This is a genomic window from uncultured Christiangramia sp., from assembly GCF_913046405.1.
In the GTDB taxonomy this organism is placed as follows: domain Bacteria; phylum Bacteroidota; class Bacteroidia; order Flavobacteriales; family Flavobacteriaceae; genus Christiangramia; species Christiangramia marina.
Genome location: NZ_CAJWRQ010000116.1, coordinates 1 through 8324 on the forward strand (window position 1 = coordinate 1; position 8324 = coordinate 8324).

The following is an 8324-nucleotide window of genomic DNA, read 5'->3' on the forward strand; positions in this document are numbered from 1 at the left end:
ATATTCTTCAAAATACATCTTTTAGAAATGGAAGCTCTTTGTCTTTATCTGATAAGATCATTTGATCTTCAGGAAAATTCCAGTCGATATTGAGATCGGGATCATTGTATCTAATTCCGGCTTCAGAGCCTGGAGTATAATAGTGATCACATTTATAAGCAAAAACAGAACGTTTGGAAAGCGTTACAAAACCATGTCCAAAACCTTTCGGAACATAAAGCTGAAACAAATTCTCATCGTCCAGTATTACAGAAAAAGTCTTTTTAAAACTTGGAGAATCTGGCCGTAAATCCACCACCACATCCAAAACCTTCCCGTGGATCACTCTTACAATCTTGGTTTGCGCGAATTCTCCCTGTTGATAATGCAGTCCCCTTAACACACCATAATGCGACATAGATTGATTATCCTGAACGAATTCAGCATCTATACCACTAAAATCTGCCAGTCTCCTGCGATGATAGGTCTCCAGAAATAAACCGCGATGATCTTCAAACATGGTAGGTTTGATGAGCAGGCAATCTTTTAGCGGAGTTTTTTCAATTTGCATAAACGGTTTTTAGGAATTGAAGATCTGTTCCAGAATCTTTTCAGTAATAAGATAGGTTGGTTTCACTCCAGATGTTCCAAGTCCTCCAGAAGCAAGTGTACTTCCTGTTTCCAATGGATTATCTGATGCGTAATAAGCATATCTTACCTGAACATCTTCATCAATACTTCCTCGTAATCTGGAAGCTGCCTGTATCGCTTTTTGGTAATGTGCACCTTCCATTTCCAGACCACAAACATTCCATGTAGAATCATGGAAGAATCTTAGAATATCCTTATTCTGCAATGATGTTCCCAGTACAGTGATCATTGCTCCGTCTACCACGCTAATTCCCTGGCCTTCGAGATCAGATTTCTTTAACTGGTTTTCAAAAGGATAATTATCTGCTGTTCCTTCAAATAAATGGGCATCAGGAATCATAATATCACCCTTGCCACCTTCAAGAATCCCCGCTTTCCCCATGATAGAAACCGACTTCACATTGAGTTTGATCTCTTTTCCGTCGTTATCAAAAGGTTTAAGCAGTTCATCCATAGTTTCATAAGCCTGCTCACCAAAGGCGTAGTCCATGACCACTAGTACCGGTTTTTCTGAAAGATCTATATCAGCGAATTTATCGGTTTGGAAACCACCTTCCAGTTGCGCAGTATCAAAGATCTGCACATCGATATTGGTTCCGCTTTTATCTTCAAGAAAGGTCATCCCGTTGTCCAGAGCAAACTTTGTGATCTTGGTTCTAAGGTTCCCATTTCCACTATCACTTAGTTCTTCGTAAATATCAAGGGGCTTTTTCTTTTTAAGCTCTGTTTTAAAAGCGCACGGAGTATACAAAGTGTTCATGACACTGTGCATATTCGCAGAGATGATATGAATTGGTCTTTTAATAAGTTCTTCTTTGGTTAGAAAACTCTTTATATCATTCGCCCAGACTTCTCCATGAATGTGATGTCCCAGTCTTTCCCGCAGCACAGGGCTAAAAGTGATAATTCTTTTTTCATTCTGAACCGCTTCCTTGATCGCCATTTTTCCAAGAGACCAGATCACTCTAAGAAATCTGTCTGGATTGTCTGGTGTGCTGAATTTAGGATAAAGTTTATTGATATCTGAAAAGGTTCTTCCCAGGATACTGGCGGTATGGGTAAGAGCTATTTCCCGCTGTGATTGTGTAAGCGGATCTTTCTGGGTTACTGCAAAATCCAGTTTCTCCCAGTCCCGGTTCACGCTCCCGTCTTCATCAATAATCACTCTTTTCATGATCTTATGCGATTCTATAAATAGAAAAGTAAGATGCGTAAGGATATCATAGATCTCTGAACGACCACGAGTGATCTCAATGTTCATTTGCTCATCATCGATCCTATAGCAGTTTCTACGTCTTTTGGGCGGTATAATAGGCTTGAAATGCGAATTCCCGTAACCTTCATCACTGGTCAGGTTTATAAATCTGCATTCTTCGATACCGTGTGGTAATCGATCTATAACGTATAGCAAACCTTCCAGTTCTGCTTTTTCGTTCGCGATAGATCCATAAATTTCAGGACGAAGTGTAAGTAAGGATTCCCTTAAAGTTTCTCCGGAAACACCCATAGGCTTATAAAAACCACGGTTGAAAAGGTGTCTCATGGTGATATACATTCGTTCAATCGCTCCTGAACTTTCCTGAGCTCTTGTTCTTCCCTGTAACTTTAATATTGACATAGTTTTGTTTTATATAATCTCGTTTAATTTATCAGCAATCTTCCTGTCGTTGGATAATCTTGGCAGTTTATTCTGTCCTCCAAGCTTTCCAATAGATTTCATGTATTGCTGAAATGTGTTTGGGGGCAATTTAGTGATCTTGAGCCTTTGAAGGATGCTTCCATCTATAAGATCCTTATAATATGAATTCTGCTGTTGCATTGCTCTATCGATAACTCCCGCAAAATGATCTAAATCCTGCGGTTCTTTTTCAAATTCAATAAACCATTCATGGTACGGTAGTTCATCATTATCCGGACTAATTTGTGGTGCTACCGTAAACTCGCTAATAGCAGCCTGCGTATCTTTGACTGCTTCCTGCAAGGCCTCTTCCACTTCTTTAGCGATCACATGTTCGCCAAAAGCTGAAATAAAGTGCTTGATCCTTCCGGAAACTATGACTCTGTATGGTTTTACTGAAGTGAACTGTATCGTATCGCCAATATTATATGCCCATAGACCAGCGGTAGAACTTATGATCATGACATAGTTCACCCCAATCTGTACATCCTTCAGAAGTAAACGTGCTGGGTTTTCTTCAAAGAATTTATCTGCTTCAATAAATTCGTAAAAAATCCCTGAGTTTAGCTGAAGCAGCATACCATGAACATTCTGCTTATCCTGAAATGCAAAAAAACCTTCCGAAGCAGGGTATAATTCAATACTATCCACCCTTCTGCCAATTAATTTTTCGAATTTGGCTCGATATGGTTCGTAATTAACTCCGCCATAAATGAACAGGTCAAAATTTGGAAAAATCTCTCCTACCTTTTTCCCTGTCTTATCGATCAATCTTTCAAAATACATCTGCACCCAGGACGGAATCCCGCTTATTACCGACATGTCCTCCTGTACAGTTTCCTCCACGATCGCATCCACTTTCGTTTCCCAATCGTCGATACAATTAGTTTCCCACGAAGGCATTCTGTTCTTTTGAAGATAGCCTGGAACATAATGCGCCACGATTCCCGATAACCTGCCTAATTTCACTCCGTTTTTCTCCTGCAACTCCGGACTTCCCTGCAGGAATATCATTTTACCATCCACAAACTTACTATTCCCGGTATCATGGATATAGCATAAAATGGCATTTCTGGCAGCTTCTATATGCGTGGGCATACTGTCTTTGGTTAGTGGAATATATTTGGCTCCACTCGTGGTCCCTGAAGTTTTCGCATAATACAAAGGTTTTCCAGGCCATAATACATTCTCTTCTCCGGAAACCATCAGGTCCATATAATTCTTTAACTCTTCATAATCTCTTACCGGAACCTGCTTTGAAAAATCCTGATGATTGTTGATATTTTGAAAATCGTGATCCTTACCGAATTTTGTATTTGCGCCCTTTTTCAATAATTGCTGAAATACTTTCTCTTGGGTATCATGAGGATTCTCAACCCATTTATTCATTTTTTTTCTAACATAGGACGCAAAGATCCCGGCAGCAAAAGATTTTATAGACATAAATTAATTGAAATCAATATATTCTGAAGGATCCACAGGGTTTCCTTCGTTCCAAAGTTCAAAGTGTAAATGCGGTCCTGTAGTAAATTCACCGGTATTACCAGCAGTAGCGATCACCTCGCCAGATCGCACTATATCGCCTTGACTTTTACTTAGTGAAGCATTGTGTTTGTATACCGAAAGCAAACCATAACTGTGTTCGATAATGATCACATACCCGGTTTCAGCAGTCCACTCGGCAAAAATCACACGACCATCTGCAACCGACTTTATTGGCGAATTCCTGGTGGTAACGATATCTATAGCATAATGCTTATTTTCGATATTATAACTTTCAGAAATAGTCCCTTTTACCGGCGGAAACAGTGAAAAGTTAATGTTATCTGTTGCCGTTGGCAGGATATTATATTTATCCTCCTGGGCTACTTCTTCACGCAACAAGCTGTCTGCCTTGATCCGATTAATTTCCTGATATTCCAGATCAGTGATCGGCTGGCTTAGAATAGAATCCCTATCCACTTGCTCTACATCGAACTCTCCTCGGAGCGCATCCTGGATAGACTTCAAATATTGGTCGTTCATACGCATCCTGTTCTGCAAGGAATCTGAGGTATAAGCCAGTTTTGTAGCCTTTTCTTTTAATGCTGCGGAAGAATACCCAGGAATATACTCTCTCAAGGGTGTAAACGCGATCAGGAAGGTAGTCATAGCGATCAATAAAATTGCTGAAATCCCAACAGCTACGAAAACGTTCAATCTGGTTAGACGAAAGGAGAACCTTTCTTCAAAAGTATCTTCGTTAAGAACCACCATGCGGTACTTATGCAGCAGTTTCTTAGTGAACTTCTTTTTAGGTTTTGTGTTTTCAGCCATAGCCGTGATTGAGTATTACAAAGATAAATTAAAATAATTCGAATTTCTGAACGACCATGACCGTTATTATTAGTGAGCAGGTATACATCAATTTATTGTCTTATTAACGTTTATATTAGGTTATTCTTGTTAAGTTTGTAGAACAAAATTATAACACATGAACGCATTTATCTTGCCTTTGGCTATAGGAGCACCACAAATTATCCTGATTGTAGTGGTAATATTGTTGCTTTTTGGAGGACGAAAGATCCCGGAATTAATGAGAGGCCTTGGTAGCGGAATTAAAGAATTTAAAGACGCTTCTAAGGATGACGAGAATCCTGCAACTACAGACGATAGTAAAAAAGTACCGGAAGAGAATAAATAAGCCGGTGTTTTATAATATACAAAAGCCCAACTTTGCAGTTGGGCTTTTTTTAATTTAGTTCAGTTTAGCCGATCGCAATATAGCATCGAGCTCGAAGATATTATCCCGTTTTGCTCGCGATGGTGAGAATACAAATCCTTCCAGAATTAAATATCTGTTATTTGCCTCATCCTTAACCGCGTAGTTCACAAAGGGTCCAGCCATGAAATCATTCTGTACTTCCCAGGTACCTCTTGTTTCATAAGCAAATTTGCCATCAACTGTAGATTCGAATAAATATGGAGCATATGCTTTTTCAGTGATCATATAAGAATCCTCCAGTCGGCCTGGGATCATCGCCTCTCCAATAGAATCACGCATTTTAATGATATTCGCAACCACGCTGGAGTCATTATCTATGGAACTCATAGGAACCTCGTAAATTAGAATTTCCATGCTTCCTTTTGGGATCTCTTTTCTTATCCAGCTGAATTTATCCTCTTCCTTAGCATATCTGTAAGCTGAAGGAAACTTTAGATCTATACCAAATTTCTCTTTCAATGCTACGTCATCTGAAAGTGATTTTCTAATTCGGCGTTGCTTCTCTATTAGTTCGGTTTGTTTAAGAATATCTATAATAGTATCAGACTTTCTTTCAATCACATCAATGATATCCTGTGAATTTTTCCCTTGAAGTACGATTCCTTTTTGTGGACGGGAAAACTCATCACTTATTACAGCCATTCCCTGTTTGCCGTTTTCGATCTTTAAAAAGATTCTACTGTTACGTACAAATCCGGTGAATGTTTCTGGTGGTATCTGGCTTAAGCTGAAAAGTGGTTCTTCCTGGGGCAGTCCGTCTACCGGAGCTGCAAATCTGGTTCTTATGGCCTCTCCAACTTCACCTTCCCACATTTGGTTATCGATGACTACTGTGAGCTGATTGATGTTACCGGAAGAATCTGATAGGATTCGGGTGTCTTTCTTTTGATCTTTACTTTCCTCGCAGGCAAAAAACAGGAAAATACTGGCTAGTACTAATAGGCTACGTTTCATTTTTTCGGATTAGGTTTTTTTAGAACCTTAACCTTTGGAAATCTTGATCTTCATTCCAGGTTTAAGGCTGTTGGTATTCATATCATTCCAACTCCTCAAATTCTGTACCGTAACTCCCGGGAACTTTTTTGAGATGCTCCAGAGACTGTCTCCACTCTTAACCGTATAGATCTTTGAATTCGATGAATTAGAGGCTGTAGAAGTATTTGAAGAGGATGCTACGGGCTTTCTAGGATAGATCGTTAGATACTGTCCTATTCTTAAATTATTGCTACGCATGTTATTCCAACGCCTAATACTACTTACACCAACACCGTATTTTTCTGCGATCTTACCAAGGTAATCGCCTTTTCGCACTCTGTAACGAACCTTATCCTCGGTTTTCACCAATTGAGGTAAATCCTTTTCCTTTTCTTTAGCCTGAGTATCTACAAAATCATAGATCGCGTTTTCATTGGATACGAATTTACCAATCGCAGGTTTAGGCAATCTTAACGTATATTTTTCGTCTTCAACAAATGGAATGATATCAAGCTTATAACTAGGATTTAGAAACTGAAGCATTTCTTTCTCTACGCCTGTTACTTTAGATATTTGATCGAAAGTGATCAACTTCTTCACCTGTAATGTATCTGTTTCAAAGAACACAACATCTGGATTTGCAGGCTGGAACTTATGCTCATCGGCATACTCAAAAAGATATAAAGTAGCCAGAAATGCAGGAACATAACCTGCCGTTTCACGTGGAAGGAATCTTCTTAAGTGCCAGTAATCTGTAGATCCACCGCTTCTTCGTATTGCTTTAGATACATTCCCGGGACCAGAATTATAAGAGGCAAGTACAAGGTTCCAGTCACCAAAAACCTTATATAAACTTGAAAGATATTGCGCTGCAGCTTCCGTAGATCTTGATGGATCCATACGCTCATCTACATAAGAACTTACATCAAGTCCGTGCATTTTCCCGGTTGGAAACATGAATTGCCATAAACCTGTAGCTCCAACTCGTGATTTAGCTCTGGGATTTAAAGCCGATTCCACAATAGAAAGATATTTGATCTCTAAAGGAACATCGTATTTGTCCAATTCCTGCTCGTAGAGTGGAAAATAGTACGTACTTAGCGCCATAAGTCGCTCCATTCCCTTTTTATTCCTTTTCAGGTATGATTTTATGACCGATTCCAGTATTGGATTATACTCTACGTTAAAAGGCGTTCTCGCATTCAGCCTGGCTAATCTTGCCTTGAGAGTATCTGTAGGAAGTTCATCATAAACTACTTTTTCATAATCCTGATCTTCTATAGACTTTTGCATGGTCTCAAAAAGATCTGAATTTGTTAGCTCCAGCCTCCAGAGAGAATCTATGGTCTTTGCTTTTGGAAGATCTGAAAGCGCCACTTTCGATGAATCCCTAATCACTGCGGAAATAGGCAATTTATTCTGAAATTCCGGATCTGGTTCGGTCAGTTTGATTTCAGTATCATCACTTTTCTGAAATATCTGAACTCTGAAATTCGCCTTTTCCTCACGAATCTTCTTATCTTTTTCCTGAGCAAAACCAGAAACTCCTGCTAATAGCAGCACTGCAAAAAATCTTCGTTTCAGCATAAAAATGTTTTGAATAACAAACGGCAATTAATCAAATTTCGTACCCGATTAATTCTTAATTGCCTCGATACCCGGAAGTGATTTTCCTTCAAGCATCTCCAGCATCGCTCCACCACCGGTAGAAACGTAACTCACCTTATCTGCAAATCCAAATTGTTTCACAGCAGCAACTGAATCTCCTCCTCCAACTAATGAGAAAGCACCATTTTCTGTAGCTTCTACGATCGCTTTACCAAGTTCTATAGTTCCTTTAGCAAAAGTTTCCATTTCAAAAACACCTAATGGACCATTCCAGAGAATGATCTTGGAATCCTTGATCACATTTGCAAAATTCTTAACCGTTTTTGGTCCTACATCAAGCCCCATCCATCCATCAGGAATATTATCCACACTCTCAACCTGTGTGCTTGCCTGTTCAGAAAAACTATCTGCGATCACTGAGTCTACCGGTAAATGAACTTCCACGCCATTTTCCTTGGCCTTCTTAAGGATTTCAAGAGCCAGTTCCTGTTTATCATCTTCCACTAGTGAAGTTCCAATATGCCCGCCCTGAGCTTTAATAAAAGTATAGGTCATCCCTCCACCAATAATGAGGTGATCGATCTTATCAAGAATATTCTCTATTACGGTTATCTTAGAAGACACTTTTGCACCACCAAGTACAGCTGTCACCGGCTTTTCACTACTGTT

The 8324-nt window shown here is 39.4% G+C and carries 8 protein-coding genes; 1 reads left to right on the forward strand and 7 read right to left on the reverse strand.

Features of this window, described 5'->3' with window-relative positions; all coding sequences use genetic code 11:
• Positions 1–7: 7 nt before the first annotated feature.
• Genes rfbC through QZ620_RS12560 form a run of 4 tightly spaced genes read right to left on the reverse strand, consistent with a single transcriptional unit; the run spans position 8 to position 4624 of the window.
• Positions 8–550 (reverse strand): dTDP-4-dehydrorhamnose 3,5-epimerase, encoded by a 543-nt coding sequence (rfbC, locus tag QZ620_RS12545; RefSeq protein WP_295182197.1) that lies wholly within the window; start codon positions 548–550, stop codon positions 8–10.
• 9 nt (positions 551–559) lie between these two features.
• Positions 560–2248 (reverse strand): hypothetical protein, encoded by a 1689-nt coding sequence (locus tag QZ620_RS12550; protein WP_141876437.1) that lies wholly within the window; start codon positions 2246–2248, stop codon positions 560–562.
• Between the two features lie 9 nt (positions 2249–2257).
• Positions 2258–3751: a GH3 auxin-responsive promoter family protein gene (locus QZ620_RS12555; protein ID WP_295182201.1), complete on the reverse strand. Its 1494-nt coding sequence runs from the start codon at positions 3749–3751 to the stop codon at positions 2258–2260.
• Between the two features lie 3 nt (positions 3752–3754).
• Positions 3755–4624 (reverse strand): murein hydrolase activator EnvC, encoded by an 870-nt coding sequence (locus tag QZ620_RS12560; protein WP_295182204.1) that lies wholly within the window; start codon positions 4622–4624, stop codon positions 3755–3757.
• A 157-nt stretch (positions 4625–4781) separates the two neighbouring features.
• On the opposite strand from QZ620_RS12560, the gene QZ620_RS12565 reads away from it, so the two are divergent.
• Positions 4782–4991: a twin-arginine translocase TatA/TatE family subunit gene (locus QZ620_RS12565; protein ID WP_026913640.1), complete on the forward strand. Its 210-nt coding sequence runs from the start codon at positions 4782–4784 to the stop codon at positions 4989–4991.
• Between the two features lie 54 nt (positions 4992–5045).
• On the opposite strand, the gene QZ620_RS12570 is transcribed toward QZ620_RS12565, so the two are convergent.
• The 3 genes from QZ620_RS12570 to pgk all read right to left on the reverse strand — a co-directional run.
• Positions 5046–6026, reverse strand: coding sequence for a DUF4837 family protein (locus tag QZ620_RS12570; protein ID WP_295182206.1), 981 nt, complete (start codon positions 6024–6026; stop codon positions 5046–5048).
• A 27-nt stretch (positions 6027–6053) separates the two neighbouring features.
• Positions 6054–7634, reverse strand: a complete 1581-nt coding sequence (locus QZ620_RS12575; RefSeq protein ID WP_295182209.1) for a lytic transglycosylase domain-containing protein — start codon at positions 7632–7634, stop codon at positions 6054–6056.
• 48 nt (positions 7635–7682) lie between these two features.
• Positions 7683–8324: phosphoglycerate kinase (pgk, locus tag QZ620_RS12580; protein WP_295182211.1), on the reverse strand; the 642-nt coding region annotated here is incomplete at its 5' end.

Excerpts from the sequence above, each read along its gene's own strand:
- rfbC (WP_295182197.1), bottom strand. The coding sequence starts at position 550 with ATGCAAATTGAAAAAACTCCGCTAAAAGATTGCCTGCTCATCAAACCT.
- QZ620_RS12550 (WP_141876437.1), bottom strand. The coding sequence starts at position 2,248 with ATGTCAATATTAAAGTTACAGGGAAGAACAAGAGCTCAGGAAAGTTCA.
- QZ620_RS12555 (WP_295182201.1), bottom strand. The coding sequence starts at position 3,751 with ATGTCTATAAAATCTTTTGCTGCCGGGATCTTTGCGTCCTATGTTAGA.
- QZ620_RS12560 (WP_295182204.1), bottom strand. The coding sequence starts at position 4,624 with ATGGCTGAAAACACAAAACCTAAAAAGAAGTTCACTAAGAAACTGCTG.
- QZ620_RS12565 (WP_026913640.1), top strand. The coding sequence starts at position 4,782 with ATGAACGCATTTATCTTGCCTTTGGCTATAGGAGCACCACAAATTATC.
- QZ620_RS12570 (WP_295182206.1), bottom strand. The coding sequence starts at position 6,026 with ATGAAACGTAGCCTATTAGTACTAGCCAGTATTTTCCTGTTTTTTGCC.
- QZ620_RS12575 (WP_295182209.1), bottom strand. The coding sequence starts at position 7,634 with ATGCTGAAACGAAGATTTTTTGCAGTGCTGCTATTAGCAGGAGTTTCT.